The following is a 15,976-nucleotide window of genomic DNA, read 5'->3' as shown; positions in this document are numbered from 1 at the left end:
AATGTCAGGTCGCGCACGCCCGTTGCGGGCGTGGCAAAAAAGTTTGGTTACGTCAGGCGCTGCGCGACTCGGGTTCGTCGTCGGTCAGAATGCCTGCGTCTTGCGCGGCATCGCGACGATCTTCAGGATCGCCATGCGCCGCCGTGGTCGGATTCGGCTCTGCGGCCCGCTCCGTATTTCGGAGTACGCCCGAGTCGTGCGCGGGTGTTGCCGGATCGGCCTGGGGGACCGGATCGTCATGCTGTGCTGATCCGGCGACGCCGGTCTGCGGTGCTGCGTCTGTCGTTTCGGCATGCTCTCCTGCGCCCGGTGCGTCGACCGCGTCCGGATGCGGCTCCGGCGTAACGCCTGCGGCACTCCCGGCCGCTTCGGCTCCGGCACCCTCTGCCCCCATCACTTCGGCCGGCGGCAACTCGTGGTTCGCGACTTCGCCCGCTTCGCCCGTCGCCAGATTCTGCGCGGCCTCGATATCGGTGAATTCGATCGCATGCTGACCGAGCAAATCCGCGTTCAATTGAGCCGACGGGTCCGCGAGCGGCGGCAGCTCGTCCAGTGCGGCCAGACCCAGGTCGTCGAGGAACTGCCGCGTGGTTGCATACAGCGCCGGACGGCCCGGCACGTCGCGATGACCGATCACCTCGATCCAGCCGCGATCCTCCAGTTGCTTGACGACCTGCGTATTCACCGTGACGCCGCGAATTTCTTCGATATCGCCCCGCGTGACCGGCTGCCGGTAGGCAATGATCGCGAGCGTTTCGAGCACCGCGCGCGAATATTTCGGCGGCTTTTCCGGATGTAGACGGTCCAGATACGAACGCATCGCGGGCTTGCTTTGAAACCGCCAGCCCGATGCCAGCCCGACCAGCTCCACACCACGCCCAGACCAGTCCTGCTTGAGGTCCTCGAGCAAGTTCCGAACGGTGTCTGCCGACACGCCGTCGGCAAAGAGCTTGCGCAATTCGCCGAGCTTTAACGGCTCCTGCGCGCAGATCAAGGCAGTCTCGAGGACGATCTTCGCCTCTTGGGTATTCATGCAGCTAGGTCAGACCCTGTGGTCAAAGAACCGGATCAAACAGACGATGTGGAACTGAAGACGCGCTCGCCCGATTCTGATCGGTCATATTGATGGGAGCACGCACCGGGGGGCGGCGAAACAGACTATCGAGCCAACCCAGCCGGACGGAGCAGCGATATTCCTGGAAGGAATCGCGTGACTGAGCGCCATATTACGCAAAAACAATCGGTGCGTAAAGGCGAAACCCGCCGCGCATTTTCCGGCTGCACGCCTGCCGGTGTGCCTGCGTGCAAAAGCAGAAGTATCTTGTCAGAAACTCCGCATTTCTGACCGGGAATCTTCAGCCGGCTGGCCAGACTTTTCCCCGAGGCGTACATTAGGCCGCGCCGGGCCGTCCCAGGAACCGCTTCAACCGCTCGACGCCCGCGTCCAACCGCGCCGTATCGCACGCATAGCACCAGCGCACGAAACCCTCACCCTGCGGCCCGAATGCGCTGCCGGGCGCCACGCCCAGCCCCACTTCGCGCACCAGCGCCTTGCATAGCTCAAGGCTATGCGACGCGCCAGGCATCGCGAAAAACAGATACATCGCACCAGGCGGCGCCTTGACGTCGACCCCCGGTACCGTGGACAGCGCGCGCACCAGATGGTCGCGCGAAGCCTTCAGGTCGAGCACCAATTCCTGCGTAAACCGCTCCCCCTGCTGGACGGCCGCGATGCCGGCCTGCTGGACGAACGACGGCGCACATGATGTGTTGTACTCGACCAGTTTGGCCAGATCCTCCATCAATGCGGTGGGCGCGACAATCCAGCCGAGCCGCCAGCCGGTCATCAGCCACGCCTTCGAGAACGAGTTCACGCAGATCACGCGTTCATCGCGGCCGGCCAGATCGAGGAACGACGGCGCGGTGCGCGCAGGCGCGCCGGTCGTGTCGGCGTCGGCGTAGTAGAGACGCTCGTAGACTTCGTCCGCGACGATCCAGATGCCGTGGCGCCGGCAATGGTCGAGCACGGTGCGTTGATCGTCGCGGCTCATCACCCAGCCGGTCGGATTGTTCGGCGAGTTGATCATCAGCATTCTGGTATCGGGTGTCAGCGCCGCCAGCAATTGCTCGACGTCGAGCTGCCAGCCGCGTTCGCCATAGCCCAACGCAATCGTTTCCACATGCGCACCCAGAATTTTCGGAATTTCGACCAGATTCGGCCACAGCGGGGTCACCGCAACGACGCGATCACCGGCGCCCACGACCAGTTGCGCGGCGAGCATCAGCGCGTTGACACCGGCGCTCGTGACCGCGACGTGGTCCAGCGAGGTCGCGCCGTGCAGTCCGCCGACGTAGCCCGCGAGCGCCGCGCGCAACGGCGCAATGCCCAGGTTATGCGTATAGAACGTAGCGCCGGCGGCCAGCGCGGTGCTGGCGGCGTCACGGATGAAAGCGGGCGTGACCCGGTCGGACTCGCCGAACCAGAACGGCAGAACGTCTTCAACGCCAAAGCCGGCATTGGCGACTTCACGAATCTGCGAAGAACGCAGCGCGCGCACGGCATCGCGCGCAGTCGGGATGGAGGGCACAGGCAGGTCCAAATCGCTCATCGAGACTTCCAGACAGGTGAAAGGTAAAGGCTGACGTTCAGGGAAGGCGCCAGTTTAGCGCGCTGCCTGCTTCGGCAGCGGCGAACTCAGCGGCCGGGGGGTGCGGGCGGAGGACGGTCGCCGCGAGCGTCGATATTCACGCCGCTGCCCGGAACCTTCGCCACGCTCTTGCCGTCGTCGCGAGGGCTGCAGCAAATCCGTCGACCCGACGCATCGCACGACCGGACTAATTCAAATCCTCTGCCCGCCCCGGCAGTTGACGGATCAGGTCCCATACCGCCTCCGCCGCCGGCGACAACGAACGGTCGCGCCGGCGCACCAGTTCGACCCGGCGCTCCGCGCGTGGCACGAGCGGCCGCGCGACCAGCGACGCCCCGGCCGGCAGCGGCAAAGCCAGCCACGGCAGCACGCTGACGCCGACGCCCGCTTCGACCAGCCCGAAAACGGTCGCAGAATGCCCCAACTCCTGCACCACCGTAGCGCTCACACCGTGCTCCTGCATCACGGCGTCGATGATCGGCCGGCTGCCCGACGCGTAATCGAGCATGACGAGTTGCTGGCCTTCGAGGTGGGTCCATCCAACCTGCTCGTGGGCGGCGAGCGGATGGTCGTCGCGTGTGACCAGGCAGAACGAATCCGTCATCAGCGATTCGCTGAGCAGATCGTCGGCGGTGAAGGGGCCGATGATCACGCCGAAATCGACCTCGCCCGATTTGACCTTGCGCACCACGTCGCTCTGCACGTCGTCGCGCAAGCCCAGCGTGATATAGGGAAATTGCCGCCCGCACGATGCCACCACGCCCGGCATCAGCCGGCAGGCCACGGTCGGGCTGGCGGCCACCACCACTCGTCCGCGCCGCTGCTCGCCGATTTCGCGGATCTCACGCAGCGCGTCGTCGAGGTCCGACAGCAACCGCGACACGCTCGACACCAGATTGCCGCCGACATCCGTGAGTTGCACTTCGCGCGTCGTGCGATCGATCAGCTTGAGGCCGATCTCGCCTTCGAGTTCGCGCACGCAGCGGCTCACCGCGGATTGCGTCAGGCCGATTTCATCGCCGGCCCGGCTGAAACTCTGCAGGCGCGCGACCTCGATGAAAACCCTGAGCTGACGCAGCGTCACATTCATTTACCCGCCTCATCAATCACTTCATTTGATGCGCATTGTAAGGCTAAAAGCAATGCCCCGCCGTGGAAAAAGCGATCTCGCTGCAATGCAGCAATACGGCGCGAACGCACGCTGGCCGGGCCTGATTGCACAAGATTGGTGATTGTCCCGATTTGCGAGATGGGTTTTTTGGATTCTTATACGCCCCTAGCTGGCGCCTGCGCTGGCCCGCCGTCACAGGGCTTCGAGGCGATCGGAATCAACTTGGCACACTTCCTGCATTTGCATTGAACACAGGGTCGGTGCCATGACTTCTGACTGCACAGCAGCCGTGGCAGCCCGATCCCCTTGGCACTCGCCTATCGAGTGCATGGAGAGTGCGCGGCGCGGGGCAGCGCACCGGAGTTAGCTTCGCTGAGGTGAAACATGATGCTGTTCGACGATTTGAGAGACAACGAGTGGGCGCTGGTCGAGGCTTTGTTCTGCGCGGAACCGGCACGGAGCGAACGCCGCGGCCGGCCGCGCGTCGAAGCGCGAGCGGTGGTCAACGCCGTGCTTTGGGTGCTGTCGACGGGCGAAGGGTGGTCCAAACTGCCGGGCCGCTATCCGTCGCCGCCGACTTGCCGCCGTCGCTTCGACGAATGGCAAGCCGATGGTACGCTCGCCGAAATAGTTAAGCGACTCGGTACGAGCGGCCGCGAAATTTCGCTGCGCGGCCGCATCGGCGCGACTGCCGCGAAACCGCCAGCACCGCCGAGCCGCGATCGCCTGCGCGGTGCGTTCTGGACCAATCCGGAATCGTGGCGCGCGCCGGTCAAGATGGCCTGACAAGTAGTGTTTCACCTCCGGGCGCCGACGGGCCGCCCGGCGTTTATCCGGGCCGCCGCGCGTGTCTCTACACAGGCGCCGGCACCATCGTGGGCACCGCCGTTTGGCGCGCCTGTTCAGTCGTCGCTTTCGCCGCACCAACCGCTCGCTCAACTATCACGCGCTGCCGATAGGTCCGATCAGCCGCGACAGGGAGTGGGCGAAACATCCATTTACTATTAATTACAACGTGCTTTCGCGTCCCGGCATACCTTGTACGTATGCAAACAGGCCTTGAATGATCGGCTTGACGGGAGCTCCGCATGAAACCAATGTCACTGCTTCTGTGCGGCATTGTGATTTCATCAATGGCCGCACCGGCGTTCACTCAGGAACGCCCACAGGCGTGGAACTGGCGGCCGGATCGTTCGGCTACGCTCGAAGCGTGGCAACAGAGCCAGACGCGCAACCGGGATTTCACGCCGCCGGCGCCGCGCGGCGACTTGCGCGGCGATATCGCGAGTAATGTGCGAGCGCGTCCCGACACACCGCGTGAGGAGCCGACGAGGCATCGGTAGGCTTGAAATGCTCACCTGATTGCCGCAGGCATACCGGCTTGCCGTATGGACGGTTCACTGCGCCACGACCACGAATCATTGATGCCGGCCGTGCAACGAAATAATCGGGGAACCACCGCCCACTGTGCCAGTCTGATTCAACGCCATTAGCACAGCGTGGCAGTAGTAATTCCGGTACGCCCGTATCCTTGCGATACGGGCTTTTTTTCGCGAGAACGACGTCCGCCGACGCTCGCAGCGCCCCTCATTCCTGAATGACGGAAGCAAAACGCGCCGTCAGCCGTCCGCTGCGACCGGGATGATCGTGTCGTTGACCGCCCGAGCCGAAGCGGATTTGCGCTCAGAGAGCGGCGGTGGACCGCGCTTCGGCTGTTGAGACAGCGTATTCGTTCAATCGCTGTGCGCTCCAGCTCAACAGACGCTCGTCATGCGCGAGCCGCGCGAACTCGGCTCTGCCGCGTTCCGTGAGCACAGCGATGTCGACAGGTGCATGAAAGCCTGGGGCCGGTGCGACGGTGCGCTGCCGCACCGTGTCCATCAGGCCAAGTGCGCGAAGATACTGGAACACGCCCGGCCTTCTGGCCCAGGGAACCTGACGATATTGCGCTCGCCGCAGCGCTTCAAGTACCGCTTCGTTGGAATACGTGGTCATCTCACTTCTTTCTTAAAGTGCAGCTATGACACATCTAGGCCAAACACGTCACCGCGCCACCAATGACGCGCGTAGCCCCGCCCTTGGCTGGAAGCCGGCCGCCCTCGGGGCCGTGGCCGATCCGCCAGGTGCTGCCTGGTCTCGTTTTCGGAACCCCCGTCTGAACGGCGTGTTAACGTTCTGTCTACGAACCGACGATGCAACCGCTGCGGCGCGATAGCAAGCTCGTAGATTTGTCCCAAAAGACATACGTTACCCCATTTAAATTGATTCTATTCACTTTATTAGCGCTTTTTTTTGCAGCAATCATGCTATGGAAGCGCGCCCGGCGTCCTCTTGCGCTGTGCCTGATCGCCCTCTTCTGGCTGCTCGCCGCGGGCTGGCTCACCGAGCCCTTGCTCGCCCTCGTTCAACGCCCCCCGCAGAACGCCACGGGCGCCAACTTTGCACCGCGCACGGCGATCATCCTGCTGGGCGGCGGCACGATTTACAACGCCGACGACGTACTCGTGCCGCCGCGCGACGTGCTTCGCCGCATCACGGTCAGCGCGCAGAACTACGCGGCGTGCAAACGGACGGCGCTCACCTGCCAGGTGATCGTGAGCGGCGGCAATCCGCAGCAACATGACGCAACCGAAGCCGATACCTATCTGCCCTATCTGCTGCGCGAACAGGTTCCGCGCGCGGACATCGTGCTGGAAAACAGCAGCCTCACCACGTATGAAAACGCGCGCAACGTGTCGGCCATACTCGAACAATCGCGTTACGACGCGGTGATACTCGTCACCTCCGCGTATCAGATGCCGCGTGCCCTGCTCGACTTCCATCGCTTCGGCCTCAGGCCACAGCCGCTGATCTCTAGCGCCAGGCACGCCCATCTGGGTGTACTGCCTCGCTATGACAACCTCGTGAGCGCCGAGATCGCGTTGCATGAATTGATCGGGATAGCGCAGTTTCATGTCTATCGCGCAATTGGGTGGTTCTGAACGCGTGGATGCGTTTGATGCGGCGCTCAGTCGCGTGGGTGCTTATGCGTTTTAGTTAGCGATGCGAATTCTTTCAGATTTATCTGAATGCATCTTTCTTTGACGCCGCGTAACGTTGAGATGTAACAAATAGTCAGTGGCGTTACAAGCGGCGCGCTGGAGCGAAGATTGCTGACTAGAATGCATTGTCTCTCCAACCGGACAGGCAATACTTGGGTCCACATCCATCTGCGGAGGTAACGATGAAAAAAATGTCCCTGGCGATCCTGGTTGCCCTCGGTGCGGTAACGGGCGCGGCGTATGCGCAGGACAACGGCATCATGACGAGCACCGATCCCGCCAAGGCCGCCGACATCGAGCAGCGCGCGCAAGATTTGCAAAACCGTCAGCAGGCGATGCAAAGCGCGCCGGCCACACCGGAAAAGCATCACAAGATGTCGCCGCACCATCACAAGAAGGCCGACGCTTCCAGTTCGTAAGCGCACTCGCACGGTGCACCTCGCGGCGTCGCCGCGAAGGGGAAAAGCCGAAGCCGGCACCGCCGGTGTCGGCTTTTTTGTTGTCTAATGGACTGGCAGAGAACTCGTGGGCATGGGCCGCCACATGTGGCAAGGGCCTCGCGGCCCACCGTACGCTCGCGCGAGCACGCCACGCTGGCGGGCCGCGCCGAGCCGTCGGCGCCCGGCTTTCGGTATGCTAAAGTCGCGCACCAACCGGCACCCAGCCGGCCCCTAACCCGTGCGCACCCTGGTGCGGAGGACAGCATGAGCAACATCCAGCTAGATATCGAATGGACCGAAGCAGCATCTCGCAAAATTGAAAAACTGATGCCGCGCGGCGGTCAGGAAGCGTTTCTCGCGCTGCCGCCCGTCGAATGCCTGCCGATGGAAGGCGACGTGCTGTTTCTCGGGCCGGACGGCAAGCAGCAACCGTTCATCGTGGCGGAACGCCAGTATCACCACGACGGCGACGCCGACTGGACCATCATCCTGATCCTCGACGTTCCGCAAGCCACGCACTAAAAGACAAACGGCGAGCGCCGCATGGCCGGATCCGGCCTCACGGCTCACTTGTCGTCATCCATTGCATTGCCCTTGCGCCCCGGGCAATGCCTGCGCAACGCTTATGCGATCTTCGACACGACGCGAATTTCCGCGTGCTCGACCCAATCCGCGACCGCCTTTCTGTACACGTCGATGTGCGCGGATTTCGCATGCGCTGCGAGCGCCTCCTGGCTTTCCCAACGCTCGACGAACACAAACCGGCGCGGCTCCTGCACGTCACGGTGCAAATCGTACTGAAGCACGCCCGCTTCCTTGCGCGTCGGCCCGACAATCCCTTCGAGCGCCTGACGCAGTTGTTCTTCATAGCCCGGCTTCGCCACCGAGATTGCGACCACCGCGATTTCCGACATACCTGCACTCCCTTTTCACGAAAAGCAGCAGCATACCCGCCGTGCGTCAAACTTGCTGTCGCGGGCGGTACGACGCTCACGCGCATGAGGGCGCCCCGTGGGAGCTGATAAAAAACGCAAAGGCGCGCAAAACGTCTGAGCACCGCCCCGGCCTGGAGTTTGGCGGGCGGCCACTCGCCGCCCTGCTACGCTCGCTCCATGCAGGCTGTTCATTGCGATTGAGAATCGGTCTCGCGTGAGGCAAGCGCGTGCGAAACGCTTGCGCACGATGCCTGCAACGCCATGCCGGACAGCGCTCGACGACCAGTCCGCGTAGCAATTTCCCGAGTTCGGCGTCTGTGATTACCCGCACATTCATGCGAATTGCAAACTGCTAGACTCGATTTGACTAATCCCGCCGGAGTCCAGCATGGCTGGCATCGCTCTACGCGTTCCTGAGCTCGACCAGTCTCGCCCTGAGTACACCGGGGCTGTGCCTCCGTTGCGCGCCGCATGGATTTGCGCGCTCCGTCACCCGCATGCCGCGACGTCTCCGTGCCCAATCCCCTGCCCGCCTTTATGCCAACTGTCAGCGAAGTGACTTTGAGCGGCCTGCTCCCGCACCTGGTGCGCGGCGAATCCGGCTGGACTGCGACGTGGCGCGCGTTGACTTTGCACAGCGTGTTCCAGCCGGTGGTGTCGGTCACGCATCAATGCGTGGTCGGCTACGAGGGGTTGCTGCGCGCCTTTGATCCGGTCGGCCTGCCCGTCTCGCCCGAAGTGCTCTTTTCCGGCACCCGCTCGGCCGCAGACGCGCGCGAGCTCGATCGCATCGCGCGTTGTTTGCATGTCGCGAACTTCATGGAGCAAGGCATCACCACCGGCTGGCTGTTTCTGAACACGCGGCCCCAGGTGTTCGAGACCGGCTGGCCGCAGCGAGCCTTCATCGACGAGTTGTCTGCGCATTTCGGGCTGCCGCAGGAGCGCATCGTGATCGAAGTGCTCGAGCAACCCGCCGACGACGAATCCGCCGTCGCGAGCATGCTCGCCGCCTCGCAACCACGCGACTTCCTGATCGCCATCGACGACTTCGGCACCGGTTTTTCGAACTTCGACCGCGTGTGGCGCTTTCGCCCCGACATCGTCAAACTCGATCGCTCGCTGGTGGCGCGGGCAGGCAAAGGCGAAGGCGACAATTCGATGATCGGCCATCTGATCGCGATGCTTCATCAGTCCGGCACACTGGTGCTGGCCGAAGGCGTGGAGACCGACGAGGAACTGATGATCCTGATGCAGGCCGACGTCGATTTCGTACAGGGTTTCTGGCTCGGCCAGCCGAAAAGTTCGGTGCAGGCGGCCTGCGCGAAGGTGCCGGCGCTGGTCGAGTCGATCTGGAGCAAGTTCGCCGCTTACGAGCGCGAGCACGCCGGCCATCCGCGGCTCGGCTTCGAGGGATTCGCGGAAGCGGTGCTGGCCGCCGCCGAAGAGTTCAAGGCAAGCGGTGATCTGCGTCAGGCGGCGCAGAAAGTGTGGCATCTACGCGAGGCGCGCAGGGTGTTCATTACCGACGGACAGGGCGAGCAGACGCAGTCGTCGGTCACGGCCACTTCGGTGCCGCCGCCTCCATTGCGGCTCGCGCCGCTCTACTCCGAAACCCGTAGCAACTGGTCGCGGCGCGCCTATTTCAAACACGCGCTCGCCGCACCGGGACGCGTCGCGATGATGGGGCCGCATTATTCGCTGGCGGATGGTCAGGACTGCTACACCGCGGCGATTGCGTTCGAACGCGACGGCACGCGTGTGCTGTGCGTCGACTTCGTGCCGAGCGCGTTGAATGCGGATGGGCATTCAACAGGGCGTGGCGGCAAGCGGTAGTTGCCAGCTTGCCGCTCGCTAGTGACTAGTCACTAGTCGTCGACCCGGCTGCGGCCGGCTTTGATCTCGCCGCGTTTTGCCTTGCTGTCGAGACGGCGCCGGTTCGACGCGCGCGTCGGCCGGGTGGCGACGCGCGGCTTGCGCGTCACGCTGACGCTTTCGATCAGTTCGTCGAGCCGCGCCAGCGCCGCCGCGCGGTTCATCTCCTGAGTCCGATGCTCCTGAGCCTTGATGATCACCACGCCGTCACGCGTGAGCCGATGATCGGACAGTGCGAGCAGGCGCATCTTCAATACTTCCGGCAGCGACGACGCCTGTACGTCGAACCGCAGATGAATCGCGCTCGACACCTTGTTGACGTTCTGGCCGCCCGCTCCTTGCGCACGCACTGCGGTCAATTCGATTTCGTTCGGCGGGATCGGATAGCGGGATGTCATGACAATGGTTCGGGGTCGGAAACGTCAGTGTACACAGCGTCACTGCGCAAGGACGCTCGAAAGCCGTGCGCTCCCGCGTGTGGGGCGCATCGTCCCATGGAAAAACGACCCATGGAAAAACGATTTGCACCGCCTTCGCGTGTTCATCGATATTGCGTTCTCCATTTACAGCGCAAATTCACATGAAGCTGCGACCTGGTTTCGTGGTCGAACTGGCCATCAATTTTCTGCTGCTGTGGCTCGCCAGCGGTTTTCGCTGCCGCATCTCGGCGAGACCAGCGCAAGGATCGCCTGCGCCGTGCCTCCGATCGCTCCGAAGCATGCTGTGGCCGTGCCACGCTACCCGAACTTCGGCGCTGTCCAAAACCACGCGTGAACGACGCGCCGGAACTCCGCCCGCACCTCACCTACCCTTGCACACCTCCGCAATCCGCGTCGCCAAACCTGAATCACGCTGTGTCGGCGTAGCGATCGCCTGCGCCAGCACCGCGCGCGAGCCGACCACCTCGACACGCTCCCTCGCGCGCGTGATTGCCGTGTACACGAGCTCACGCGACAACACCCGGCTGAACACCGACGGCAACATCAGCACTACGTGCTCGAACTCCGAGCCTTGAGACTTGTGAACCGTCAGTGCGAAAGCGGTATCGTGCGGCGGCAGCGCCGCGGGCGACACCGCTCGCAGACCGCCATCGCCGGTGCGGAAATACACACGCAGCGCACCACCGGCGCCCGGTAGCGCAACGCCGATGTCGCCGTTGAACAGACCCAGCGCGTAGTCGTTGCGTGTGACCATTACTGGACGCCCCGCGAACCACTGCGCGCCCACCGCCAGCGTCACACCCGCGGCGCGCCGCACCTGGGCGGCCATCGCTGCATTCACCTGATCGACGCCACGTGGGCCCGAGCGGGTCGCGCACAGAATGCGGAAGCGATTCAACGCGTCGAACAGCGGCAACGGATCCGGTGTACCGGCGGCGAGCGCTGAAGCGAGCGCGTCGGCATATGGGGCGAAGCCTGCGGCAAGCCGTGCGACAGTGCGCTCGGCCAGCGTCGGCTGCGTGTCTTCGTGCAACGCGGCCGGGCAGGTTTCGGCAGGATCGATCAGTAGAACATCGAGCGCCGCATTCGCTGAGCCGCCGCGAATCGCGAGCGACAGACGGCCGATCGGCGACTCGAGGCCGAACCGATAGTTACGCTCGAGCCAGACGACGCAATCGACCAACGGGTTGCGAGCGATGGATGCCGATGCTGTCGGAGAAGACCGCGACGAAGTCGCTGGCAACGCGCACTGGTCTTCGACCGGCGCGTTCCTATCACTGTCGAACAGATCGCCCGCGGGCTGCCGGTCGAACGCATCCAGCTCCGCGGCGTGCGCGAACAGATCATCAGGCGGCGCGTCGAAATCGTCCGGCGTAGCAAACGAGGCGAAGAAATCGGCAGGCGCCGTATCGACGTCCCGCCGCACTTCCGGCAACGCCCTTTCGAGCCGCGCCGCCTCGATGCCGAGCGCCGCCGCGATCCGCTGCAGCCCGCTCGCCGTGAAGGCCGGCCGCGCGCTCAGTTCGGCGAACACCGCGCCGGCCTCGACGGCCGCGAGCTGGTCCTTGTCACCGAGCATCACGAGACGCGTTTGCGGGGCAATCGCGTCGAGCAGGTGCGCGGCCATCGCGACGTCGATCATCGACGCCTCATCGATCACGACGACGTCGTACGGCAGCGGATTGTCGCGATGATGCCGGAAGTGCCCCCCCGGCCCGGAGCCGAGCAAACGATGCAAGGTGTACGAGGTCTGCGGCAAACGCACGGCGAGTTCGGGCGGCAAATCGCCGGCGCGGGCGAGCAAGGCCTCCTGCATCCGCTGCGCCGCTTTACCGGTGGGCGCGGCGAGCGCGATCCGCAAATCGGCACGGGCATCGAGCAGGCACGCCAGCACGCCGACGACCGTCGTGGTCTTGCCGGTGCCCGGTCCACCGCTGACGATCGTCAGTCGCCCCGACAGCGCCATGACCGCCGCAACACGTTGCCAGTCGACTTCGTCGTCTTTCGGCGGACCGAAGTAGCGCAGCAGACGCGCGTGCAGAGTACGCGCGTCTGCTGCTGCGACATCAGGTTCGGCACCGGCATCGAGGCCGGTTCCCGCCGCCCTTGTATCACGCGCACGCCCATCGCCCCCGCCCGCATGCGTCACCAGCGAACGCGCAAGACGCCGCTCATAGTCGTAGTACCGGGCGAGATACAAGCGCCCTTGCCCGTCGATCACCAGCGGCCGCAGCGCCGCAGCGCTTTGCGATCCGTCGCTCACCATGCCGCTCTCAAACAACGCCGCGCGCACTTCGGCGCGCGACGCCTCGAAGCGCCGCGCCAGCGCCGCGAGCGGCACGCATACATGGCCTTCCGCCGTCGCACGGCTCGCGGCGAACGCGCCCCGAGCCGCCCACTTCACTGCATCGGCCGATGCACCGCCACGCCGGGCCAGCGTACCGATGCGGCGCGCGAAACCTTCGGCGAGCGCGATGCTGAAATCGGCCGGCGCGGGCAAATTCACGCCGATGTCGTCGAGCTCCAGCGGGGTCGACGCGCGCTGTTCGAACGTGCTCATGCGACACCTCCGATCATCGCCGCATCGAGCAGCGCCACCAGTTCGAACGCGGGCCGCCGCGCATGCACGCCGGCGGGACCGTCGGCATCGCGCCATGGCGGACGCACGCCGCGCACGAACAGATACAGATACCCGCCAATGTGCGTGTCGTACGAATAATCGCGCACGCGCGTTTTCAGATAACGATGCAGTGCAACCGTATAAAGCAGGGCCTGCAGGTGATACGCATGGCTTGCCATCGCCGCTTCGAGCGGCGCGGCGGCGTAGTCGGCGGCGGTATCGCCAAGGTGATTCGACTTCCAGTCGACGATCCAGAAGCGTCCGTCGTACTCGACGATCATGTCGATAAATCCTTTCACGAAGCCGCGTAACACCCCCGGCTCCAGCGCGACATCGGGATAACCGTGTTCGATCAGCAGCTCGCGCAGCGCGGAAAAATCGAGCGACGGTGCGGCGAACAGAAACTCGAGCTCGTTCAGACGCCGGTGCGGATCGAGCCTCGCCAGCGCCATACCGGGGACGAGTTCGGTGGCGACCACATCGGCGAGCAGGTTGTGCATCATCGCGGGCAGCCGCGCGGCGAGTTCGGGCACGGCGGGCGCGGGCCGCTCGCGCAGCGCGCCGCGGATCGCAGCCGGCCACGTCGAAGGATCAGTGAAATCCGCGAGCTCGAACATGCGATGCAGACAGTCGCCCGCCGCCGCGCCGCGCGGGAAGGCGAGGATGTCGTCCCCGGCGTACGACGGCGCTTGCGCAACAGGCGCGGCGACGGGCATGGCCACGAGTGCATCGGCGATCTCATCATGATCGGGCCGCACCTCTTCCACTGTCGGATGCGCCGCCTCGGCTTTCCCGCCCGCCGCGATCAGCCCGCTGAAGCTCGCCATGCGCCACTGATCGCGCAACGGCCGGTGATTGACGCGCGCCTGCATCCGCGCGCCGTGATCCTGAAGACTTTCCAACGGCGTGCGGCGCGCTACTTGCGGCAGCGGCTGCAGCGTGATCGGCCCGCTCGCCAGCGCATGCCAGCGCGCGGACAATGTGGCTTCGTCAGGCGGCTCGGAGAGCCAGTCGTCGAAGCTATGACCGCGGCCGCCCACCAGCCAGTTCAGCACGCTGCGGCGCGACTCTTTGGTCGAGCGCGACGACAGGTAAGTGCCCGCAACCAGATAGCAGCGATACACCGCGCGAGTCAGCGCGACATAGACGAGCCGCGCCCGTTCCGCCGCCTGTTCGCGCATCGCATAACGCGACGCGCGCTCGGCCTCCTCGTCGTCGCAACCGTAGTGAAGCACCGCCTCGCCCGCTTCGTCGTGGTACTCGCGTGCGTCGGGCAAGCCGGAGGACGGCGGCTCGCGCAACGCGCCGTCGTTCAGAAACGGACAGAACACCACCGCATACTCGAGCCCCTTCGACTTATGCACGGTGACGATCTGCACGAGATTGCGGTCCGACTCGAGGCGCAACTGCGCATCCTCGCCGCCGCCCTGCGCGCGCTGCGCGGCGAGCCAGCGCAAGGTCGGCGCGATGCCCGGCTGCGTCGCGGCCCGCGCCTGCACGAGTTCGGCGAGATGGTTCACGTTCGTCAACCGGCGCTCGCCGTCCGCTCCCGCAACCAGTCGTTGCGCGACGCGCAGCTCGCGCATCAGCGTGCGCCACATCACGGCGAAGCCGCGCTCGTGCCACAGCATGCGATAGCGCGAAAAACGTTCGACCCAGCCCATCGCGTCGGCCGCATGCGCGGGGTCGTCGGCGACCGATGGCGCGTCGGCAACCTGCTCGAGCCGCCACAGGGCGGCGGCGTCGAGGCCCAGCCAGTCGGTGGCGAGCGCGGCGCGCAGCCGGCGCAGATCGCCGGGCGTATCGACGGCGGCCAGCACGCGCTCGATCTGCTCGGCATCGAGCGTTGCGAACACCGACGCCTGCGCGAGTTCCACGCTGCCGACGCCCCACGCCGCCAGCACGCGTTTGATCAAACTGCCCTGCTTGTGGGTTTGCACGAGCACCGCAATATTGCCTGGCGCGAGCGGCGCATCGCCGATCGTCACCGTGCCATCGCGCGCTCCGCGCAACAGCCGCACGATTTCAGCGGCGCACGCTTCGCTTGCTTCGCGCTGCGCGTCGCGCCTGGTCAACGCGGCGTCGCCTTGCGGCAGGGTCCAGATGCGGAAATCGCCGGCGCTCGCGTCGGGGTCGGCGAACGGCGGCCTGCGCCGCTCGCCCGCGCGCACCGGTTGATAGTCGAGGCCGTCGAGCACGAACGCCTGCGGATTCGCTCCGAAGAGCCGATTGCAAGCGTCGACGATCGGCGCGGTCGAGCGCTGATTGACGGCCAGCGTGTAGCATGCGGAGGCCGCCGCGCGCGCCGCCAGATAGGTGTGCAGATCCGCGGCACGAAAACTGTAGATCGCCTGCTTCGGATCGCCGACCAGAAACAGCGGCCCGGCCGGCGCGAAGATGCGGCTGAAAATTGCGAACTGCAGCGGATCGGTATCCTGGAACTCGTCGATCAGCGCAGCGGGATAACGCGTGCGCAGTGCATCGGCAAGCCATGGATGAGCAGCCAGCGCGCGGTACAGGTTCGACAACAGATCGTCGAACGACACCAACCGGCGAGTGCGCTTGCGCGCGACGAGTTCGGCTGGCGCGTAGTCGAGCCACGTCTGCACGAGTTCGAGCCAGCGTGCGCGCTGCGCGGCTTCGGCCGCGACCACGGCGGCCGCGAGTGCCTCGGCGTGTTCGAAGAACGGATGCTCGGGCGGCTCGAACTTGACCTTGGTGGCCTTCTTCAATGCCGACACGGTGAGCTTCAACGCGGCCTTCGGCGGCGGCGCATGGCAATCGCCCTGCGCGAAGTAGTCGGTCCATGCGGCAACCGCGGCGCTTACGTGATCGGGCTTGTGCGTGGTCTTACTGAGCCGCTCCTGCG

The 15,976-nt window shown here is 64.9% G+C and carries 13 protein-coding genes and 1 pseudogene; 6 read left to right on the top strand and 8 right to left on the bottom strand.

Annotated features, from left to right (window positions below):
* Positions 1 to 52: 52 nt before the first annotated feature.
* The 3 genes from scpB to CIC12_RS27020 all read right to left on the bottom strand — a co-directional run bounded on the left by scpB (position 53) and on the right by CIC12_RS27020 (position 3,738).
* Positions 53 to 1,033 carry an SMC-Scp complex subunit ScpB gene (gene scpB, locus CIC12_RS27030; RefSeq protein ID WP_168668678.1) on the bottom strand — a complete coding sequence of 327 codons (981 nt, stop codon included), beginning with the start codon at positions 1,031 to 1,033 and terminating at the stop codon, positions 53 to 55.
* A 358-nt stretch (positions 1,034 to 1,391) separates the two neighbouring features.
* Positions 1,392 to 2,609 (bottom strand): pyridoxal phosphate-dependent aminotransferase, encoded by a 1,218-nt coding sequence (locus CIC12_RS27025; RefSeq protein ID WP_168668676.1) that lies wholly within the window; start codon positions 2,607 to 2,609, stop codon positions 1,392 to 1,394.
* A 226-nt stretch (positions 2,610 to 2,835) separates the two neighbouring features.
* On the bottom strand, positions 2,836 to 3,738 hold the full coding sequence (locus tag CIC12_RS27020) for a LysR family transcriptional regulator (RefSeq protein WP_168668674.1): 903 nt from the start codon (positions 3,736 to 3,738) through the stop codon (positions 2,836 to 2,838).
* A 408-nt stretch (positions 3,739 to 4,146) separates the two neighbouring features.
* Here CIC12_RS27020 and CIC12_RS27015 point away from each other — a divergent pair.
* Both CIC12_RS27015 and CIC12_RS27010 read left to right on the top strand, forming a co-directional pair.
* A pseudogene (locus tag CIC12_RS27015) lies at positions 4,147 to 4,542 on the top strand (transposase); the annotation flags it as partial.
* Positions 4,543 to 4,847: 305 nt separating this feature from the next.
* Positions 4,848 to 5,102 carry a hypothetical protein gene (locus CIC12_RS27010; RefSeq protein WP_168668672.1) on the top strand — a complete coding sequence of 85 codons (255 nt, stop codon included), beginning with the start codon at positions 4,848 to 4,850 and terminating at the stop codon, positions 5,100 to 5,102.
* A gap of 340 nt (positions 5,103 to 5,442) precedes the next feature.
* Here the strand turns inward: CIC12_RS27010 and CIC12_RS27005 are convergent, their stop codons facing one another.
* The gene (locus CIC12_RS27005) at positions 5,443 to 5,754 is read right to left on the bottom strand and encodes a hypothetical protein (RefSeq protein WP_168668670.1); all 312 of its coding nucleotides are present in this window, start codon (positions 5,752 to 5,754) and stop codon (positions 5,443 to 5,445) included.
* Between the two features lie 266 nt (positions 5,755 to 6,020).
* Here CIC12_RS27005 and CIC12_RS27000 point away from each other — a divergent pair, with 266 nt between their 5' ends.
* The 3 genes from CIC12_RS27000 (at position 6,021) to CIC12_RS26990 (ending at position 7,762) form a co-directional block, all read left to right on the top strand.
* The gene (locus tag CIC12_RS27000; protein WP_446728042.1) at positions 6,021 to 6,740 is read left to right on the top strand and encodes a YdcF family protein; all 720 of its coding nucleotides are present in this window, start codon (positions 6,021 to 6,023) and stop codon (positions 6,738 to 6,740) included.
* Between the two features lie 242 nt (positions 6,741 to 6,982).
* Positions 6,983 to 7,219: a hypothetical protein gene (locus CIC12_RS26995; RefSeq protein ID WP_168668668.1), complete on the top strand. Its 237-nt coding sequence runs from the start codon at positions 6,983 to 6,985 to the stop codon at positions 7,217 to 7,219.
* A gap of 285 nt (positions 7,220 to 7,504) precedes the next feature.
* Positions 7,505 to 7,762 carry a hypothetical protein gene (locus CIC12_RS26990; RefSeq protein ID WP_007182306.1) on the top strand — a complete coding sequence of 86 codons (258 nt, stop codon included), beginning with the start codon at positions 7,505 to 7,507 and terminating at the stop codon, positions 7,760 to 7,762.
* A gap of 101 nt (positions 7,763 to 7,863) precedes the next feature.
* Here CIC12_RS26990 and CIC12_RS26985 read toward each other — a convergent pair whose 3' ends face one another.
* Positions 7,864 to 8,154, bottom strand: a complete 291-nt coding sequence (locus tag CIC12_RS26985) for a putative quinol monooxygenase (RefSeq protein WP_168668666.1) — start codon at positions 8,152 to 8,154, stop codon at positions 7,864 to 7,866.
* A 558-nt stretch (positions 8,155 to 8,712) separates the two neighbouring features.
* On the opposite strand from CIC12_RS26985, the gene CIC12_RS26980 reads away from it, so the two are divergent.
* Entirely contained in the window at positions 8,713 to 10,008 is a 1,296-nt protein-coding gene (locus tag CIC12_RS26980; RefSeq protein WP_168668664.1) for an EAL domain-containing protein, read from the top strand.
* A 32-nt stretch (positions 10,009 to 10,040) separates the two neighbouring features.
* Here CIC12_RS26980 and arfB read toward each other — a convergent pair whose 3' ends face one another.
* From arfB to CIC12_RS26965, 3 genes are all read right to left on the bottom strand, one after another.
* Positions 10,041 to 10,445, bottom strand: coding sequence for an alternative ribosome rescue aminoacyl-tRNA hydrolase ArfB (arfB, locus tag CIC12_RS26975; RefSeq protein WP_168668662.1), 405 nt, complete (start codon positions 10,443 to 10,445; stop codon positions 10,041 to 10,043).
* Between the two features lie 403 nt (positions 10,446 to 10,848).
* Complete coding sequence (locus CIC12_RS26970; RefSeq protein WP_168668660.1) at positions 10,849 to 13,047, bottom strand: AAA family ATPase; 2,199 nt, start codon at positions 13,045 to 13,047, stop codon at positions 10,849 to 10,851.
* The coding region (locus CIC12_RS26965) for a UvrD-helicase domain-containing protein (RefSeq protein WP_168668658.1) at positions 13,044 to 15,976 on the bottom strand (2,933 nt) is incomplete at its 5' end. The genes CIC12_RS26965 and CIC12_RS26970, both read right to left, overlap by 4 nt.

The organism is Paraburkholderia sp. SG-MS1 (assembly GCF_012275575.1).
Taxonomy (GTDB): Bacteria; Pseudomonadota; Gammaproteobacteria; order Burkholderiales; family Burkholderiaceae; genus Paraburkholderia.
The sequence above is the reverse complement of the archived record's forward strand: the minus strand, read 5'-3'. Positions and strand labels throughout refer to the sequence as shown.